General features: G+C 41.2%; 11 protein-coding genes. 7 read left to right on the top strand and 4 right to left on the bottom strand.

Annotation, left to right across the window (positions count from 1 at the left end; genetic code table 11):
- Positions 1-13: 13 nt before the first annotated feature.
- Complete coding sequence (locus tag D1013_RS18380) at positions 14-1,663, bottom strand: solute:sodium symporter family transporter (protein WP_121850219.1); 1,650 nt, start codon at positions 1,661-1,663, stop codon at positions 14-16.
- A 335-nt stretch (positions 1,664-1,998) separates the two neighbouring features.
- Between D1013_RS18380 and D1013_RS18385 the strand changes: the two genes are divergently transcribed.
- Together D1013_RS18385 and D1013_RS18390 are read left to right on the top strand one after the other, a co-directional pair.
- On the top strand, positions 1,999-3,360 hold the full coding sequence (locus D1013_RS18385; RefSeq protein WP_121850220.1) for a vanadium-dependent haloperoxidase: 1,362 nt from the start codon (positions 1,999-2,001) through the stop codon (positions 3,358-3,360).
- A gap of 87 nt (positions 3,361-3,447) precedes the next feature.
- Positions 3,448-4,308 carry a hypothetical protein gene (locus D1013_RS18390; protein WP_121850221.1) on the top strand — a complete coding sequence of 287 codons (861 nt, stop codon included), beginning with the start codon at positions 3,448-3,450 and terminating at the stop codon, positions 4,306-4,308.
- Here D1013_RS18390 and D1013_RS18395 read toward each other — a convergent pair.
- Positions 4,305-8,009 carry a metallophosphoesterase gene (locus tag D1013_RS18395; RefSeq protein ID WP_121850796.1) on the bottom strand — a complete coding sequence of 1,235 codons (3,705 nt, stop codon included), beginning with the start codon at positions 8,007-8,009 and terminating at the stop codon, positions 4,305-4,307. The genes D1013_RS18390 and D1013_RS18395 overlap by 4 nt on opposite strands.
- Positions 8,010-8,061: 52 nt before the next feature.
- Between D1013_RS18395 and D1013_RS18400 the strand changes: the two genes are divergently transcribed.
- The gene (locus D1013_RS18400; RefSeq protein WP_121850222.1) at positions 8,062-9,264 is read left to right on the top strand and encodes a Pycsar system effector family protein; all 1,203 of its coding nucleotides are present in this window, start codon (positions 8,062-8,064) and stop codon (positions 9,262-9,264) included.
- Positions 9,265-9,337: 73 nt separating this feature from the next.
- Here D1013_RS18400 and trxA read toward each other — a convergent pair whose 3' ends face one another.
- Positions 9,338-9,655 (bottom strand): thioredoxin, encoded by a 318-nt coding sequence (gene trxA / locus D1013_RS18405; protein ID WP_121850223.1) that lies wholly within the window; start codon positions 9,653-9,655, stop codon positions 9,338-9,340.
- A gap of 137 nt (positions 9,656-9,792) precedes the next feature.
- On the bottom strand, positions 9,793-14,178 hold the full coding sequence (dnaE, locus tag D1013_RS18410) for a DNA polymerase III subunit alpha (RefSeq protein ID WP_121850224.1): 4,386 nt from the start codon (positions 14,176-14,178) through the stop codon (positions 9,793-9,795).
- A gap of 198 nt (positions 14,179-14,376) precedes the next feature.
- Between dnaE and D1013_RS18415 the strand changes: the two genes are divergently transcribed.
- The 4 genes from D1013_RS18415 (at position 14,377) to D1013_RS18430 (ending at position 19,295) form a co-directional block, all read left to right on the top strand.
- Positions 14,377-15,798 (top strand): sulfatase family protein, encoded by a 1,422-nt coding sequence (locus D1013_RS18415; RefSeq protein ID WP_121850225.1) that lies wholly within the window; start codon positions 14,377-14,379, stop codon positions 15,796-15,798.
- 110 nt (positions 15,799-15,908) lie between these two features.
- Positions 15,909-16,457, top strand: a complete 549-nt coding sequence (locus D1013_RS18420; protein ID WP_121850226.1) for a 30S ribosomal protein S16 — start codon at positions 15,909-15,911, stop codon at positions 16,455-16,457.
- Between the two features lie 20 nt (positions 16,458-16,477).
- A complete protein-coding gene (rimM, locus tag D1013_RS18425) occupies positions 16,478-17,008 on the top strand; it encodes a ribosome maturation factor RimM (protein ID WP_121850227.1) in 531 nt (176 codons plus the stop codon).
- 91 nt (positions 17,009-17,099) lie between these two features.
- A complete protein-coding gene (locus tag D1013_RS18430; RefSeq protein ID WP_225621405.1) occupies positions 17,100-19,295 on the top strand; it encodes an FUSC family protein in 2,196 nt (731 codons plus the stop codon).
- The last annotated feature ends 1 nt before the right edge of the window (position 19,296 follow it).

Genomic DNA, 19,296 nt, shown 5'->3' on the forward strand with positions numbered 1-19,296 from the left:
ACTGTCGTCCAAGCTACTTTGCGAAATAGATGTAAATAGTTATCACGATAGCGCAGATTACCAACCCTACCTGCTTGACATATTTGTAAGGCTCTATTGAAACCTGTTTGGTATATTCCTGAACATAAGGTGTCTCTCTAGGCTTGATTTTCCCGATAATCAACATTATCGCTACGTTCATCAAAAACAAAATGGCCATGATATGCAAGTAATGAGGATAAGCTTCGGCCTCAACAATTCTAAGGGCCGTTTCATCGGTAATTCCCGAGGCTTTCGCGGCCTCAAGTGCCTTCTCAACTCTTGAAGGACCAATAAAGAACTGGCTCAGAATATAAAGACCACTACCCAAGAAGATGGCAATTTTTGCTGCAATGGCGGGCACTCTTTTTGTCAAATATCCTACCACAATAATTGTTAGAATGGGTATATTATAAATACCATTTACTTCCTGTAAATAATCGAAAATACTACCGGCACTTTCAATAATCGGAGCGATAAACATAGCTGCCAAAGCCAAACACACTCCAAAAATCTTTCCGTACTTTACAACGGTATGCTCTGCAGCATACTTATTTATATGCTGTTTATAGATATCAAGGCCGAATAAGGTGACCGAGCTGTTCAAAACACTATTGAACGAGCTTAGTATGGCCCCAAACAAAACAGCCGCAAAAAAGCCGACCAAAGGTTTTGGTAATACCTCTCGCACCAATTCGCCGTACGCCGAGTTAGAATCTATACTACCTTCAAAATAGTAGTAGGCAATCATACCAGGCAATACCAAAATTAGCGGCCCCAATATTTTAACAAAAGAGGCCAACAACAAACCTTTTTGACCCTCTGCCAAGTTTTTGGCACCCAAGGCTCTTTGAATAATTTGCTGATTAGTTCCCCAATAAAATAACTGCACGAGCATCATTCCTGTGAAAATAGTAGCGAAAGGCACCTCTTGCCAATATTCACCCGTTGAGTCGAATCTATCGGCATTCGCGCTCATCAAGGTATCCAAACCGCTGGTAACACTTCCGTCACCTATGGCCATTAAACCAAAAACAGGAATCATTACCCCTCCGATCAATAATCCTATCGCGTTTATCGAATCGGAAACCGCAACGGCCTTTAGACCACCAAAAACGGCGTAAATAGAACCCACGATACCAATACCCCATACACATATCACAAGGGCCGAACTCTCAGAAACATTTAATAAACCGGGAACATCGAACATACCGCTAATGGCCTTTGCCCCGGAGAAAAGTATAACCGGCAAAAGTACCACAACATAGCCTGTTAAGAACAGGCCCGAAGTAATTGTCTTGGTAGCTACATCAAACCTGCCAGCCAAAAACTGGGGTACGGTAGTAAGCCCGCCCTTTAAATATCGCGGAAGCAAAAAGATAGCCGTTACCACCATGGTAATGGCTGCCAATGTTTCCCATGCCATAACCGAAAGCCCATCTTTGTAGGCACTACCGTTCAGACCAACAATTTGTTCTGTCGATAGGTTGGTTAAAAGAAGTGACCCTGCGATGACTCCGGCCGTTAAACTTCTTCCCCCTAAAAAATATCCGTCAGATGACTTCTCGTCTGTAGATCTAGTGGCCAAATAGGCAATAACGGCAACTAGAATTGTAAATCCTAAAAAAGAGAGTATTCCAATCATTAAAGTAGTAAGAGTTGATTATGAGGGTAAATATATCGGATTATTTAATAACAATTCAATTATGGCCCCATAATCTAATAAATCCGAAATTTGATAATGCACGAATTATCTTATTTGTATTTTAACTGGTTTCTTGAAGGATTTTTAGTCATCACCCGTCCATAAGGTCAAAAAAGAAGTTAAATATTTAGACTGCTGCACTTTGTCTTGGCGAAAATTTAAAATAATGTAATTTTGCGTACCCATTTGCCCAGATAGTTCATCACAGGCCGAAACAATTTTAAGGTGGCCTTACGCCATTTAGACTATCGGGCACGAAACAAACATTACTTACAATGAAGAAATTTTTGGCAATACTTACAGTTTTGATTTTGATATCGGCCTGTAAGACCGAACCACAGATTGAAGAACCGATCGAGATATCAGCGGAAGATCTCCACGCTTCTGTTGACAAGGTTACCGAAATCATGATCCACGATATCTTTTCACCTCCGGTGGCAAGTAGAATCTTTACTTACCCAAATATCGCAGCCTATGAAATTGTAGCCCTTCATAACGATGAGTACACTTCATTGGTAGGTCAGGTCACCGATTTAAAACCCATTCCAGAACCGGATTCTGTAAGTAACATCAATTATGACCTCTCCGCGCTAGTCGCACATATGGAGCTTAGTAAGCGTCTCATCTTTTCCGAAGACCGAATGGAGACCCTTCGTGATAGCTTATACGGTGTATGGGAAGGTAAAAACCCTACTGTTTTTAAAAGTTCGAAAAACTACGGTCTTCAGGTGGCCGCCCATATCGGCGAGTGGATGAACAAAGACAACTATCCGCAGACCCGAACTATGCCGAAATTTACAGTTGATGCCGACAATGCTTCACGCTGGCAACCAACACCACCGGCCTATATGGACGGCATTGAACCTCATTGGAGTAAAATAAGGCCCTTTGTTATCGATTCTGCGGCCCAATTCAAGCCAATTCCGCCCCCAGCTTTTTCAATGGACGAGTCTTCCGACTTTTATAAAGAACTTAAGGAAGTGTATGATGTGGGCAAGAAAATTGAAGAAGAGGGCGACCAATCCGCCGAAATTGCCATTGCCAAGTTTTGGGATTGCAACCCTTATGTCTCGGTAACCCGCGGTCACTTAATGTTTGCGACCAAAAAAATCACACCAGGTGCACACTGGATTGGCATTACAAAAATTGCAGCAAGAAAGACCGATAGCGACTTTGACCAGACGCTATATGCTTACACCAAAACATCGATGGCCATAGCAGATGGTTTCATCAGTTGTTGGGATGAAAAGTACAGAAGCAATTTGATAAGACCTGAAACACTTATCAACCAACATATTGATGATGAGTGGAAGCCCGTCTTGCAGACGCCGCCGTTTCCCGAATACACAAGTGGGCATTCTGTAGTTTCCGGTGCAGCCTCTACTACCCTTACCAGTATTTTTGGCGACAATTTCAGTTTTGAAGACGACACCGAACTACCCTACGGTCTACCTATGAGAAAGTTCGAATCGTTCAACAAAGCCGCTGAAGAAGCAGCCATAAGTCGCATGTACGGCGGTATTCACTACAGGGCTGCTGTGGAGGTGGGCTTAAAGCAAGGAAGAAACCTAGGGCAATTTTTGGTCGATAAGCTAAAAATGAAAACTGATCAGCGCATGGCCAGCAATTCTCAATAGATTGCTGATCGTTAAAACGCATCTTTTCTTTAGCTTGCAAGTTTCTGGCATAACCTATTTTAACAAACCCCAAATCAATAGTAAGATTTGAAAAACATTTCTGCGGTTCTTCTATATTGCTCATTATTTTATAGTTGTGCCAATCATGGGCAGCTTAAATTCTTGAGCAAACTACCCAGTGATTTAAAAGAAAATTCCGGAATCGCCTACTATCAGGGAGATTCGGCTTGGCTTGTGGCCGACAGTGGAAACCATGATATTATATATAATATTAGCTTCGATGGCGAGCAACTAAATAAGTTGGAAGTCAAAAATGCAAAAAATAGAGACTGGGAAGAACTAACAGAGGATAAAGAAGGAAATCTTTATATCGGCGATTTTGGCAACAACCGTAATGATCGAAAAGACCTAACCATTTATAAATTACCCAACCCGGACGTTGAAAAAGGAGATAAAATAGATGCGGAAAAGATAACCTTTAGCTATCCTGAACAAAAAGACTTTCCTGCCAAGAAAAAAGATAGGCTCTTCGATGCCGAGGCACTTTTTCATTATCAAGGAAACCTGTACATATTCACTAAGAACAGGGCCAATCCTTTTACTGGAGAAACTCGGTTATACAAAGTTCCTGACTCCAAAGGTGACTATGAAGCTCAATTCATTGCCAAACTCGATATTTGCGACGATTGGGAGACCTGCAGGATAACTTCTGCCGATATTTCAGACGATGGTAAAACGGTCGTTTTGTTGGGATATGGAAAAATATGGCTGTTTACCGGTTTCACTAATGACAATTTTTTCGATTCGACATCGAAAGAGATTGACCTTGGAGTTCGCACCCAATTGGAATCAGTAACCTTTGCCAGTGACAACACCCTTCTTATATCGGATGAAAAATCAAAGGCCGGCGGAGGAAATCTATATTCCTTTCAGCTTCCTTCCAACTAAAACCCGAAACCTACACCAAAAGAGAATCTAAGTCCATCTACGCTATGGAACAGAGCCGCGCGTGCAGTCAAGATATCGGCGCCGTTCAAAAAGAAACCGCCACCGTAAGAAGTGTGCCAAATATCGGAGCTTTCATCCGTCCATACCCTACCGTAATCAAAACCACCATAAAGACCCATGGTTACGGGCAAAAGTTCAGTTTTTATACGTCTCAGGCTATAGCGCAAATCGGTATTTTGATAATACGACTTTCTTCCGGTAAAACGCTGGTTTCTAAAACCTCGAAGGCCATCAAGCCCGCCAATGCTGGCAGCTTGATAGAATTCATATCCATCACCTATATTAAAGTGCGCCTTCCATTTAGATGCCAGAACAAGACGGCCGTTGGGTATGATTTTATGATCAAAGGAGATTTCAGGTATAATATACCCAAAATCGCCGCCTTCGCTAATATTGTTCTTATACCCTATTTCTAGCGCAGTACCCATACCCAAGGTCGGAAACGCAGTATTATCACTATTTGAATACGAATATTTTGCATTTAGACCTACAAATGACAGTCTACTTTCTTCGCCATTTTCTATGTAGAATGTATTGATAAAGCGATTGTCGGTCTCTTCAACATGCACCGACTCAAATGAAAACCCAGCATTTATTTTGGCGCCCAGTTGACCCCGCCATACCAATGACGGACTAACCTCAAAATTTTCCATCCGCACCCTATTATAATCCATATCAAGTTCATCATCATTATTCACAGTTTCGTTTCCGAAGCCAAAAAAGTTGATACTGTAGTTAGGGCTTGTAAAACGGGTTGATATATCAAAATTCCAATTTTCGAAAATTTCGGCAAACTCACCGGAGTAAGCTAGCTCAACACCACTAGTGGCAAAGTAAAAAGATGCATTCAATCTATGTCGTTGCGTGAAGGGGTTTTGCCTAAAACCGTTATAGGTAAAGGTATCGCTAAAACCAATCTTAACACCGTCATCTGGGTTGAAGCCGATGGTTGGCAATATTTGGTTGTTCGAGCTTCGGATTTGAAGTGGCAGGTAGGTGTTAACGTTATAATCGTTCGTCAACTTCACTTTGGCATTCTTCGTTTCTTTAAGGGTGTTCTCTTTATCTTTATAATCATATATAGCAATATTACCGCCCTGCTTTAACTCATAGACATCGTTATTTCGACCTCCTATCAATCGTACTCGAATACTACTCGGCCCGTCACCATTCACCTCAAATCGATCGTCATCGTCAAGCCCGTGCACCCAAATCTCTTTTGCTACACCTGCATTGAAGGTTTTTTCGAAAAACAATTTATCCTTCTTTCCCTTGATATTGCGATAGACCTTTACCTGTGTTTCATTATCGCTAAGAACATTTATCTCGAACCAATCATCTTTATCGGTACCGACCACTACCGCGTACTTGTTCAATATACCATAATAAGTCCGCGCGGTTTTATCGATTTGAGCCAATCTCGTCTTAAGAATACGTTTGATTTCATCTATCGATTCATCCCTTACTTCTTCCGGAAATGATAAAAAAGCCTCATCAATAGCATCGTCGGTCAAATTTTTCTGTAAATAGTGGGCTTGGTCTATCCATTGTTTCAACGTTGTTTCAGTTAACAACGCCATATCAAGAACATAGGTTTTAGGTGAAGAATTGAAGCCTTTTACACTTCTAATTTCTTCATTGAACCCTTCCATCAGTCGCAAAGCCGGAACGATGCGAGTGGCCAGGTTCATAAAAAATCCGTCACCATGTTTTGAGTACACCATATCACGATCGCGGGGAACAGGCCTGTAAATTATCTTGTCTTTCTCTTTATCCTCAAATTCGGCCCAACGCCATTGATCTACATGTCGGTCCCAATCACCTAATACCATATCGAAAAGCCTGGCCCTCAGATATAGCTCAGAATCGACTTCATATTTCTCATCGTCACGCAAATCTTCAAGCATACTATCGGTGCTTTTTAAGTCGTTAGAATACCCATAGCTTGCCAAATCACCATGTCCGTCGCCCGCATGTTCCTCAATCATGTAGAGCTCATTACCAAAGCTCTCGTTAAAATCTTTTAAAGCTGGTTGTTTGGGAATGTAATACAGAACAGGATTCGTATGATAAATGCCTACGGCATCTGAAAGTGCCGCGGTGGTAAATGGGGCATACGGATGCGAGCCCGTATAGAAATCCAACAGAAAATTTTCAGTAAAGGTATCTTCAAACTCGCCCATCACATATTGGTCTTGAAATGCCATGGCCTGAAGATATAACTCCGCATCTTTTTTCAAGGCTCTCATAACATATTCCTTACCGCTCTTATGCCTTAAGCGCAACGATTTCGATTGATGGCCGCCACCTTTATGAACAGGTTCTAAGCCACCCATAAGCGTATCAAGATTTACCGTGGGCGCGGTAACTTTGGTGGCGTAGTATTTTCGATAACGGTCACCCCACAGAAACTTAAAAAACCTACCTCTATCAACCTCTTCATCTGTATAAACCGATGCCTTGACCGTTTTTGGAAATGAACTGGGATAGTTGCCTTCATAAATCTTTCGATTCGGCGGCAATACTTGAGAAGTAAACAAAAAATCTTCATTATCATCTTCACCCACACCAAAAAAGTCAACTTTAGAAGAACCGTCTTTATAAATATCAAGTACGGCATACCCTCGTTGGCCAGTTGAAAAAAGACTACCGTTCAATAAACGTGTAGCACCCTTTTTAGCTCCCGATCCACTTACAATTTGAGGTGTATTGTCTTGAACAATATATTGAAGGGTGTGTTCATGCCCAGAAGTTAAAATTACCTTTTCGGAATATTGAGCCAAAGTAATCAAGCGTTTTCTAAGCTCGGTATACCTTTTGTTCTGCATATCTTCTATAGAGGCGCCTGTAGTGCGGCGCAAAAGATTGATAAAACTGCCCAATATCGGTAAAGGACCTATCTTACCCTTCGGATACAAATTGGTTCTAAAAGTATACTCCCCGCCGTGCGACCCATAAGTGAATACCGGGTGATGCATAGCTATGATAGTGGTGCGTTGGCGATTATCTTTGATCTCATCTTCCAGTTCAAGCCAGAACCGTTCACGACTCTTAATGTCACATTTATCATTAATATCCGGTCGCTTGTCCCAATTGGTGAGATACCATTCTGTATCTATGGCTATAATGACAACATCATCGTTGACCTCGATAGTCTTGATAGGGCAGCCATCTTCGGGAAAATAGACTTCTTTACTATCCAATGCTTTTTGAATATATTTTTGCTCCCTTTTTAAGCCAATCAAGCCTTCGGTGTACCAATCATGGTTTCCCGGTATGAACAATGGTTGACCTTTAAAATTTTCAAGTGTTTTGATTTGGGCATCCAAATCGTTCTTGGCCTTCAGATAAGCTTGGGTTGAATCTTTAGGGTCTGGTAGACCCGCTGGGTATATATTATCCCCAAGAAAAATGGCCGTACTATTCTTATCGGCCACATCTAATTTTTTCTTGAAAATCTTCAGGGCTTTATTCATATCGTTCATGGGCGATAGTCCCGCATCGCCTATCAAATAAAACGTATGAACTACCTCTTTGTCGGTAGAGGTCTCAACCCCTTTTCCATTCTTGTATTTGGGTCTATAAGTCGCACAGGCGGTAAATAAAACGACAAATGCAATGAGCGCAAAATGTTTGGGCATAGGAATACTCTTGGTTCTTATTATTTCGTATTTTGGGCGTAAAACCCGCTTTATGTCCGATTTAATTTCGAAGACCGAAAATTTTGCGACCGACTTGTTGGTCAATAAATTGGATAATAATTACTTATACCATAACCTCAGACACACCCAAAGGGTCGTCAAAAGTAGCAAAGAATTACTGCAACACTATAACCTCAATGAGAAGGAAAGTAACGCAATTATACTTGCTGCCTGGCTTCACGATACAGGTTATACCAAAGGTACACAAAACCACGAACGCGCAAGTTGCGAAATAGCCAAGGAATTTTTAAGTCAACAAGACTGTTCTGAAAAGCTAATCAACAACGTTTGTGCATTGATTATGGCAACCGAAAGGGGACATGAGCCTACTACCTTGTCTGAAGAAATAATGAGGGATGCCGATTCATCGCATTTAGGTCAGTCTAGCTATGCCGATACTTCTGAAATGCTACGGGAAGAACTTTCTCTGTTGGGCATTGCGGAAATGTCGCCAAAAGCTTGGAGGAAGGCCAACATTAAAATGTTTCAGACCGAACACCGATTCTATACCGACTACGCCAAGACCAACTGGCAAGAGGGCAAAGATGACAACTTGAACAAACTGGTCAAGAAGCTCAAAAAGGCCAACAAGACCAGAAAGAAAGAAGAGCTCAAAGTAAAGCTGAAGAACCAAAGCCCTGAACGCGGAATTCAGACGATGTACCGGGTTTCAATGCGCAACCACTTAAAATTGAGTGATATTGCGGATACCAAAGCCAATATACTACTTTCGGTCAATGCCATTATTATATCTCTTTTACTGACCAATTTAATCCCGAAACTTGATAACCCAAGCAATGACTATTTAATATACCCAACGGGAATCTTTGTGTTGTTCAGTATCGCCTCAATGGTCATGTCGGTTCTGGCGACCAGACCCAATGTAACCAGTGGTGAATTTGATAAAAAAGACGTTGAGAACAAAGATGTGAACCTACTCTTCTTCGGTAATTTTCATAAGATGAAATTGCAAGACTATGAGTGGGCCATACAAGAACTTATTAAAGATCAAACGTATGTTTACAATACCCTAACCAAAGACTTGTATTTTTTGGGTGTGGTACTCGACAAAAAATATAAATTATTACGGTGGACGTATACTATCTTCATGGTAGGCATCATTCTTTCAACCATTGCATTTTTTGTAGCACTAAAGTTTTATGGCCCTGAACGCATAATTGAATTACCTACCTAAAAAAACTAAGACCCTATAAATAAAGAACCCCGCTAGTGCGGGGTTCTTTATTTATTCTCTGAACGATTGACTACTATAAAAGCGCGTCGATTGCATCGGTATATACCTTTTTAGGAGAAACGCCAACTTGTCTGTTCACAATCTCACCGTTTTTGAATACCAATACAGTTGGTATATTACGAACACCATATTTAGCAGCAAATTCTTGGTTTGCATCTACATCTACCTTACCTACAACAGCTTTGCCTTCGTATTCACTACTTACCTCTTCGATGATGGGGCCTACCATTCTACAAGGGCCACACCAAGCTGCCCAAAAATCAACTACTACGGGTTTATCACTTTTTAAGACTACTTCATCAAAAGTTGCGTCTGTTATTTCTAATGCCATTTTTGTTTATTTTATTGGATTATGCAAATTTAGTCAATAATTGTAAGCCTTACTTACGCAAATAGAATTCATTTTAGCTATAACGCTATCAAGGTAATTTATTTCAAACATAGCTTATATAACTTTTATAATTGATGTTAATTCAGCTTATAATGAACTTGTTGTTTCTCCAATGTAGCCAACAGCTCGCTTGAAATTTGAACCTTTTGTTTTCTACTGGTAAGATTGACTTTTATTTCTTGCTCCATCTCATAGACCACAAAATTTAAAGGATGACTACCTTGGTAGGTAACCAGTGTCTCTTTCAATTGAGTGATATCTTCTTCCTTCAAATCATCAATATTCAACTTAATGGTCAGTTTTCTGGCGTACGCTTCCATCACGTCTTGTAGCAACATAAAACTATTGAACTGAATACGAGGGTCTCCCTTTTTGCCCGTTTCCCTATTGGTCCACCCTTCACGAACATAAGCTTTTACGTAAGCGAACGAATTGATCATCAAGAAATGTCTGAACTTCAGATATTCTTCACCAAAAATTCGAAACTCAAAAGAATCGGAATAATCCTCCAAAGTAAAAGCGGCCCATCCCTTTCCATTTTTTGAAGTTCTATGTTGCACATCGGTGATAACACCTGCAAAAGACAACTCTCGGTTCACATAATTTTCTAAATCATTGGCACAGGAAACGGTCGCATTACAAAAGGCTTGTATCTCTGTCTTAAAATCATCTAAAGGGTGACCAGATATATAGATACCGACCACTTCTTTTTCACGCCTTAATTTTTCCATGGTACCCCAATCTTCACACGGGGGCACTACAGGCTCGGGAATTTGCACCTCACTGGCATCACCAAAAAGACTTACTTGTGACGAGTTCTCATTCTCTTGATATTTTGCCCCATATTTAATGACCTTTTCCAAGAAAGTTACCCCATCGCCCTCATCATGAAAATATTGAGCTCTATGGGTACCTCCAAAAGAATCAAAACCTCCGGCAACGGCCAAATTTTCAAAAGCCTTTTTGTTAGCGGCCCTTAAGTCAATTCGTTTGGCCATATCGAAAACAGACCTGAAATGGCCCTCTTTTTTACGATTTTCAACGATAGTTTCGACCGCACCACGACCTACACCTTTGATGGCTCCCATTCCGAAACGAACAGCCCCATCTTGGTTAACGGCAAATTTGTAATACGATTCATTTACGTCAGGCCCCAACACCTCAAGCCCCATACGTTTACATTCTTCCATAAAGAAAGTAACCTGCTTGATATCGTTCATGTTATTACTAAGAACGGCAGCCATATATTCCGCCGGGTAATGCGCTTTTAAATAAGCAGTTTGATAAGCGATATAAGCGTAACAGGTAGAGTGGCTCTTATTGAATGCATAGGATGCAAAAGCCTCCCAGTCTTTCCAAATCTTCTCCAATATCTCGCGAGGGTGCCCTTTTTGCTCACCACCATCCAAAAATTTAGGCTTGAGCTTCTGCAAGAGGGCAAAGATTTTCTTACCCATTGCCTTTCGAAGCATATCTGCCTCACCTTTTGAAAAACCGGCCAGTTTTTGTGAAAGCAACATCACCTGCTCTTGATAGACCGTAATACCATAGGTCTCTTGCAGGTATTCCTCCATATCCGCCAAGTCGTAACTGATGTCTTCCCTGCCATGCTTTCGGGCGATGAAACTAGGAATATAATCCATCGGGCCCGGTCGGTACAATGCGTTCATGGCGATAAGATCATCAAAAACCGTAGGCTTCAGGTCTTTCATATGCTTCTGCATACCAGGGGATTCATACTGGAATATTCCAACAGTATCTCCCTTCTGAAAGAGCTCGTAGGTCTTTTCGTCATCTAAAGGAAAATCGTCGGGCACCAGTTCGACACCATGCTTGGCCTTGACAATCTTCACCGTATCTTTAATCAGGGTCAAGGTTTTCAACCCCAAGAAATCCATCTTTAACAAACCTGCACTTTCAACCACCGAGTTGTCGAATTGGGTCACATAAAGATCAGAATCCTTCGCTGTCGATACAGGCACAAAATTGGTTATATCATCAGGGGTAATAATCACCCCACAGGCATGAATTCCGGTATTTCGAACCGACCCCTCCAGTACTCTCGCCATTTTTAGGGTCTGCCCTTCTAAATCATCTCCTTCGGCAATGTTTAAAAGTTCATTGATTTTTTCAAGATCATCAGACCTGAACTTCTTTTTTAAATCTGCCTCCGAAACACCGAAAATCTTGGCGAGCTTCGACATGTTCGGAATCAGCTTTGCTATTCTATCGGCGTCGCTTAATGGCAGATCCAACACACGGGCCGTATCTCGAATCGAAGATTTGGCTGCCATGGTACCATAGGTGATTATCTGGGCCACTTGATTGGCCCCGTATTTTTTAATCACATAATCCATTACCCTACCACGCCCCTCATCATCGAAATCAATATCGATATCGGGCATGGACACCCTATCAGGATTCAAGAACCTCTCAAAAAGAAGGTCGTACTTGATGGGGTCGATATTGGTAATGGTCAAACAATAAGCCACTACCGAACCGGCAGCCGAGCCCCTACCCGGCCCCACGGAAACATCCATATTTCGAGCCTCCCTAATAAAATCCTCAACAATAAGAAAATAACCTGGGTAGCCAGAGTTTTTAATAATCTCGAGCTCGAAGTCTAACCGCTCTTCTATCTCTTTGGTTATCTCACCGTATCGTTTTTTGGCACCTTCATAGGTGATATGTTTCAGATAGGCGTTCTCGCCTCTTTTGCCCCCATCTTCATCATCTTGAGGGTCTTTAAATTCATCCGGAATACCGAATTTCGGCAAGAGTACGTCGCGGGCCAATTCAAATGGCTCAATTTTATCTACTATCTCCTGCACATTCAAAACGGCCTCGGGCACATCTTGAAATAGGCCTTTCATTTCTTCTTGCGACTTGAAATAGTATTCTTGATTGGGCAGTCCAAATCGATAACCCCTTCCACGACCTATAGGGGTCGCCTGTTTTTCACCATCTTTTACGCACAACAGAATATCATGTGCCTCTGCATCATCTTTAGCACAATAATAAGTGTTGTTAGTGGCCACAAGCTTTACATCATGCTTTTGCGCAAATTGCAGCAATACCTGATTGACACGATCTTCATCTTCTTGACCGTGCCTCATCATTTCGATGTACAGGTCTTCGCCAAACTGCTCTTTCCACCATAAAAGTGCCTCTTCGGCCTGGTTCTCACCAACGTTCAATACCTTACCCGGTACTTCACCATAGAGGTTACCGGTCAGCACTATAATGTCATCTTTAAAGCGTTGAATGACATTTTTATCGATTCGTGGCACATAGTAGAATCCGTTAGTGTAAGCAATGGAAGACATTTTGGCCAGATTGTGATAGCCTTTTTTATTCTTTGCCAGCATTACGATCTGATAACCGTAATCTTTTACATTCTTATTGGTATGGTCTTCACAAACGAAAAATTCACAGCCAATAATCGGCGTAATTTCTTTTTCAACTTCTGGCTCACCTTTTTCAGCGGCTTCCTGGTTTTTATCCCTCACCCCTTTGTTATGCGCACCTATCTCTTTCACAAAGTGAAAGGCGCCCATCATATTGGCGTGATCTGTTAAAGCTACCGCTGGCATTTTATCTTGGGCCGCAGCTTTCACCAAACTCTTGATATCTATTGTCGATTGAAGAACCGAGAACTGGGAATGGTTGTGAAGATGCGCAAATTGGGCATCTTCTAAAGTCTTGATGTTCTCTTTGATCTCTTCTTGAGAAACACCCCCGGTATCCTTCTCCCAAAGGGCATCGGCTATCTCTTTGGAAGCTTTTTTGAGATTAATGTGCCTTAGCCCGATCAGCTGAATCTCTTGCGGATTTGCTTCGGAAAAATTACGGAAATAGTCAGGCCCAACATCTAATTTTTCCGCCGAGTACTGCCTTTTTCTTACAAGCTCCAAAAAACATCTTGCGGTCGCCTCAACGTCGGCGGTTGCATTATGCGCCTCGGCAAAGGGTTCTTCAAACAGAAACTCATGCAGCTCAGTTAAAGTCGGAAGTTTAAACTTTCCGCCCCTACCTCCGGGTATTTGGCATAGCATGGCGGTTTCTTCGGTACAGGTATCCAAAACAGGTAGTTCTTGAAGAGGGTTTTCAACTCCCATTCGATAAAACTCCGAACCCATAATATTAACGTCAAACCCCACATTCTGACCCACTATAAATTTAGTACGCGACATAGCATCATTAAATTTCTCTAGCACTTCGCTAAGGGGTACACCATCTTGCTCTGCCAATTCGGTAGAAATTCCGTGGATTTGCTCTGCATCGAACGGAATATTGAATCCTTCAGGTTGTACCAGATAATCTTGATGTTCGATACAATTACCCATGGCATCATGCAACTGCCAAGCAATCTGTATACACCGCGGCCAGTTTTCGGTATCGGTTATGGGGGCATCCCATCGCTTTGGAAGACCCGTTGTTTCGGTATCAAAGACTAAGTACATACAACTAAAATTCTGATTTACAATAGAAAGCGGCAATTCAAAATACCAAGAAGCATTTCGAACAAGAGCCCATAAAATTAGGCAATTGACCTAGTTTTTTAAAGCCGAGTTACAACTAGTTATCAACGACGTATTAAAGGGTATTTGTTTTTAACGCTACACGGTTATTCATTATCTTATACTGCCAAAATATCAGATATGAAGCTAAACCTTCGCACACCCACAATTAAAGCTTTTTCAACCCTCATCTTAATAACAATTTTTGGGCCAAGTAAGCTTACCGCCCAAAATCAAACACCTCCCAATTTCATTATCATCTTCGCAGATGATTTAGGTTATGGAGACATCGGTCCTTTTGGCCACCCGACCATTAAAACCCCTCACCTCGACAGAATGGCTTATGAAGGACAAAAATGGACCAACTTCTACGTTGGGGCCAGCGTCTGTACGCCAAGCCGAGCCGCCCTACTAACCGGTAGACTACCCGTTCGAAGCGGAATGGCAAGCCACAAAAGCAGGGTGCTTTTTCCCGACTCTAAATATGGGCTTCCTGAAAATGAAATCACGTTAGCCGAACAACTTAAAGATTTAGGGTACAGTACCGCCTGTATCGGAAAATGGCATCTTGGTCATAAAGAACCTTACCTACCTACTAACCAAGGTTTTGATTATTATTTTGGCATACCCTATTCAAACGATATGGATAGAATTCAAGGGGATGAATACAAAAACTACTGGTCGAGAAGTAATGACAGTATAAAAACTGAACATTTTAATGTTCCCTTATTGCGAAATACAGAAATAATTGAAAGGCCGGCCAACCAAAATACTATTACCACTCGATACTCGAATGAAGCCGTATCTTATATCAAAAAGAACAAAGACAAACCCTTCTTCATCTATTTGGCCCACAACCTGCCCCACATACCCTTGTTTGCATCCGAAGCTTTTAAAGGAAAGAGCAAGAGAGGCCTTTATGGTGATGTGGTCGAAGAAATCGACAACGGCATCGGAAACATATTAAAAACATTAAAAGAAGAAGACCTAGCAAAAAATACGATTGTTGTCTTCACCTCGGATAACGGCCCATGGCTTTCGTTTGGATTGAATGGAGGAAGCGCCGGACTTCTAAAGGCGGGCAAAGGAACAACTTGGGAAGGCGGTATGCGCGTACCGACGGTGTTTTGGGGGCCAGGACATATCAAGCCTGGGGTCGTAACAGATATAGGTTCTACCATGGACCTCTTTACCACCTTTACCCAATGGGCGGGAGGAAAAATATCACAAGACCGAATAATCGACGGTATTGACCTCACCAAAAGCCTAACTGAAAATAGAGAAAGTGAAAGAGATCACATGTTCTACTATAGAGGAGATGAAATCTATGCCGTTCGCCTAAAAAACTATAAAGCCCATTTTGTTACCCAAGGGGCATACGGTCAATTTGGCGAACGTATTGAACACAACAAACCATTACTGTACGATCTTAACAAAGACCCATCAGAAAACTTCGATATTTCGGCGGATCACCCTGAAATCATTCTCGAAATTCAAAAATTGGTAGCTTCGCACAATTCAAATATGATCAAGGGCAAAGATCAATTGGCTGAACGAGAGTAGAATTAGCCTTTATTTATTGCAGAATAAAAGAAATGAAGTATATTTGCAGCCCTTTTTAGGGAAAAATAGAATTAATAACAGGGGTCGGGCACCCCACAAATTAATGTGATATGCCAGTAAAAATTAGACTTCAAAGACACGGTAAGAAAGGTAAACCATTCTATTGGGTAGTAGCTGCCGATTCTCGTTCAAAGAGAGATGGTAAGTTCTTAGAAAAATTAGGAATTTACAACCCAAACACCAATCCTGCTACAATCGAACTAAACGTTGACAACTCTGTAAAATGGTTGCAAAACGGTGCTCAGCCTACTGATACCGCCAGAGCTATTTTATCATACAAAGGCGTTTTATTGAAAAAACACCTTCTTGTTGGTTTGCGTAAAGGCGCTTTGACCGAAGAACAAGTAGAAGAAAAGTTCAATGCTTGGTTAGAGGAAAAAGAAGGCAAAATTACCGCTAAAAGAAGTGGTCTAGAAGAAGAAAAAGAGAAAGCCAAAGCCGAAGCCTTAAAAGCAGAGAAAGAAGTAAACGAGGCTCGTTTGAAAGCTGCGGCCGAAACAGAGGTAGCTGAGACTGCCGAAGCTGAAGCTGCTGAAGGTTCAGAAGAACCAGCTGCTGAAGCAACTGAAGAGGCTTCTGAAGAGAAAGCTGCAGAATAATTCATATATCAAGAAACGAAATGCGTAAGGAAGATTGTTTCTACCTAGGTAAAATCGTTTCAAAATATAGTTATAAGGGTGAGGTACTAGCAAAGCTAGACACCGATGAGCCCGAAGCTTACGAAAATATGGAATCAGTTTTTGTCTTGATGAAAGGCAATAATCTGGTTCCATTTTTTATTGATCGCTCCCGATTGCACAAGTCAGACCTCTTGCGAATAGATTTCGAAGAGGTGAAAGACGAAGCCTCGGCCGACCGCATTATGGGCCATGAGCTTTATCTACCTTTGGCCATGTTGCCCCCATTAAAAGATGACCAATTTTACTTTCATGAAATCATTGATTTTAGTGTCAATGATAAATCAATAGGTGATATTGGCAAGGTGGTCGGTGTTAACGATTCTACCGCCCAGGCAATTCTTATTGTTGACAAAGACGGTAAACAAATTTTGATTCCTATTACGGATGATATTGTTTTAAAAGTGGACAGAAAGACCCGCACGGTTTTTGTTAACGCCCCAGAGGGTCTTATCGACCTTTATTTAACTTAAAAAGTTTACTTTTTGCCGCCTTACCTTCTTTACACCGATACTAAATCGGTGTTGTTTTACTTTTGTAAAAAATTGAAATGTTCATATTGGTTTGAAGCAACACCTATTCGACTATAGCCAAAGTTTTATCAAATACCTGAAAAGCACTGACTTCTCGAAAGCTATTCTTTTAGGCATCTCGGTAAGTATACCCATTGTACTAGGTATTCAACTAGGCCATTTAGAAGTAGGCTTATCGGTAGCTTTTGGCGCCATGTGGTGTTCGCCCAGTAATACCAACGGCAGCCATAGACACAATGTCATTTCTATTCTTTGGGCTACTCTTTTAGTGATGGTCATAAGTTTGATTGGCGGCTACCTCAACTTACGGGAGTGGTACATGTTACCCGTTTTAGGCATTGTAACCTTTTCGGTAGCCTATCTGGCCATATTCGGTTTTAGGGCTTCTCTGATCGGTTTTTCAGGCCTTTTGGCCTTGGTTCTTAGTTTTGCCTATGAGGCCAAGGAAATTGAAGTATATGAACATTGCCTATGGATAGGAGTTGGAGGACTTTGGTACCTCGGCCTGATAATTATTTGGCATCATTTAAATCCGAGAGCACAAACCGAAGAAACCCTGTCGGAAATCTACCAACTTACCGCCAGTTTTTTAAAAACAAGGGGCAAACTCATAGACCCCAAAAGTAATCAGCTGGCATTAAGGTCGAACTTGGCCAAACAACAAGATAAATTAATCGAGCTTCATGGCACTCTAAGAGACATACTGATCAAATCAAGAAAAGATGCCGGACCTTCCATCTACCAAAACAAACGTCTGCTTGTATTTGCCCAGTTAGTAGAGATTTTAGAAGTGGCATTGGCCAACCCGGTCGAATATGATAAAATGAACGTTTTGTTCAGCCAAAAGCCCTCTTTGGCCTCAGACTTTCAAGGTCTTATTTTTGAAATAGCGAATCAACTTCAATATGTTGGCAATAGAACACCAAAAAAGGCTTTAGATTCAAAAAATAAACTATTAGAAGAGCAATTCAAAAAAGTTCGGAGCGCCCTTGAAATCTTGGAGAGTGAAATTTCTGTAGAGCATTACCTGATGCTGCACAATTTAATCGAATATCAAGAAAAGCAATTTGAAAAGCTAAAAAAAATCAAGTGGTTATTGGAGGACCCACACATAGATGAAAATGACTATATCAATACAGAAACAGCTTTAAAATTCATACCTCATCAAGATTACAGCCCTCGTCTTCTAATTGACAATCTTAATATGCGTTCGCATATTTTTAGACATTCGCTACGTCTGGCCGTCATCATGATTTTGGGTTTTTCTATCGGGTCATTTTTAGATTTTCAAAACCCATATTGGATACTTCTGACTATCATCGTTATTATGCGGCCAACTTATGGGCTTACAAAAGAGCGAACAAAAGAGCGAATTATTGGCACCTTGATCGGGTCATTGATTGCCGTTTCAGTGGTCTTCTTCATTAAAAGTCCTTATGTATTCGGAATACTTGGCGTCGTCAGCTTGGTACTGGCCTTCTCCATAGTTCAAAAAAACTATCGTATCGCAGCCACTTTCATCACTTTAAGCGTCGTTTTCATTTACGGAATAATTCGACCGGATATTCTATCGGTCATCCAATTTAGAATTCTAGACACTGTTTTTGGTGCCGTGCTTTCCTTTTTGGCGATTTACTACTTATGGCCCTCATGGAGCTTCCTTAAAATAGAGGATGCCGTAATCAAAAGCGTTAGTGCCAATAAAGATTTTCTAGAACAAATCATTCTCTTTTATGACCGAAAAGGAGAAGTTCCTATTGAATATAAAATTGCCAGAAAGAGAGCATTTGATGAGAACTCAAACCTCAGCACCGCTTTTCAGGATATGACACAAGAACCTTCTTCTAAACAAATCGATTATGAAAGAACTTATGAACTTGTCGTTCACAATCACAGAATACTAACTTCATTAGCTTCTCTTAGTGGCTATATTCAAAACCAAACGACTACCAGTGCCTCAAACGAACTGAAAGAGGTGGCAAATTTAATTGACAACAATCTTGACCATACGATTCAAATTCTAAAGAAAAATAAGAATGGTAGCGAGACAATGGACAATGAAATAAAGTTCAAGCAACTACACCGTAGTCTTAACAACTCAATAGAAGCTACCCCACCCAATGACCGTACCAGAAGACGACTTCAAGAAGCGCACTTGATACTCGAACAACTACATTGGCTCTTTTCACTTAGCAATAAATTGGTGAAACTAGCATCCCGAGCCTGAA

The sequence above is a fragment of the Euzebyella marina genome (assembly GCF_003687485.1).
Taxonomy (GTDB): Bacteria; Bacteroidota; Bacteroidia; order Flavobacteriales; family Flavobacteriaceae; genus Euzebyella; species Euzebyella marina.